This window comes from Streptomyces niphimycinicus, from assembly GCF_018883605.1.
Lineage (GTDB): Bacteria > Actinomycetota > Actinomycetes > Streptomycetales > Streptomycetaceae > Streptomyces > Streptomyces niphimycinicus.
In genome coordinates this window covers 1-532 of record NZ_JAHLEM010000883.1, presented here as the reverse complement: position 1 = coordinate 532, position 532 = coordinate 1, and the positions used below count along the sequence as shown (strand labels likewise).

The following is a 532-nucleotide window of genomic DNA, read 5'->3' as shown; positions in this document are numbered from 1 at the left end:
ACGACCCCAACCCACACACACCCACATCCACCCACTCCACCCGATACAACGCATCGGTCCTGCTCCCCCGTCCGTCGTCGAGCTGCTGAGCGGAGACCGGCCGCAGAGCCAGTGAGCGTGCCGACAGGACGGGCGCGCCGGTGACATCCGTGGCCCGGAGGGCGATCGCGTCGCGGCCGGCCGGGGTCAGGGTGACGCGCAGGACCGTCGCACCGACCGCGTGCAAGGTGACGCCGCTCCAGGAGAACGGCACATAAGCCTGGCCGTCGTCGGTTACGAAGTCGCCGAAGCGCACCCCATGGAGCGCGGCATCGAGCAGCGCGGGATGGATCGCGCACCGGGCCGCGTCCCCCCGGCTCTCCTGGGCAACCGCCACCTCGACGAAGACCTCGTCTCCGCGCCGCCAGGCGTCCCGTAGTCCTTGGAACACCGGCCCATACGTATACCCGCGCTCCGCCAACGCCGCATACACCCCCTCCACTCCAACCCGCTCCGCACCCACCGGCGGCCACACCTCCACAGCCGACGCCTC

General features: G+C 71.1%; 1 protein-coding gene. It reads right to left on the bottom strand.

The genetic code is table 11. From position 1 onward, the window contains the following. The coding region (locus KN815_RS44735) for a polyketide synthase dehydratase domain-containing protein (protein WP_253209637.1) at window positions 1-472 on the bottom strand (472 nt) is incomplete at its 3' end. Between the last annotated feature and the right edge of the window lie 60 nt (window positions 473-532).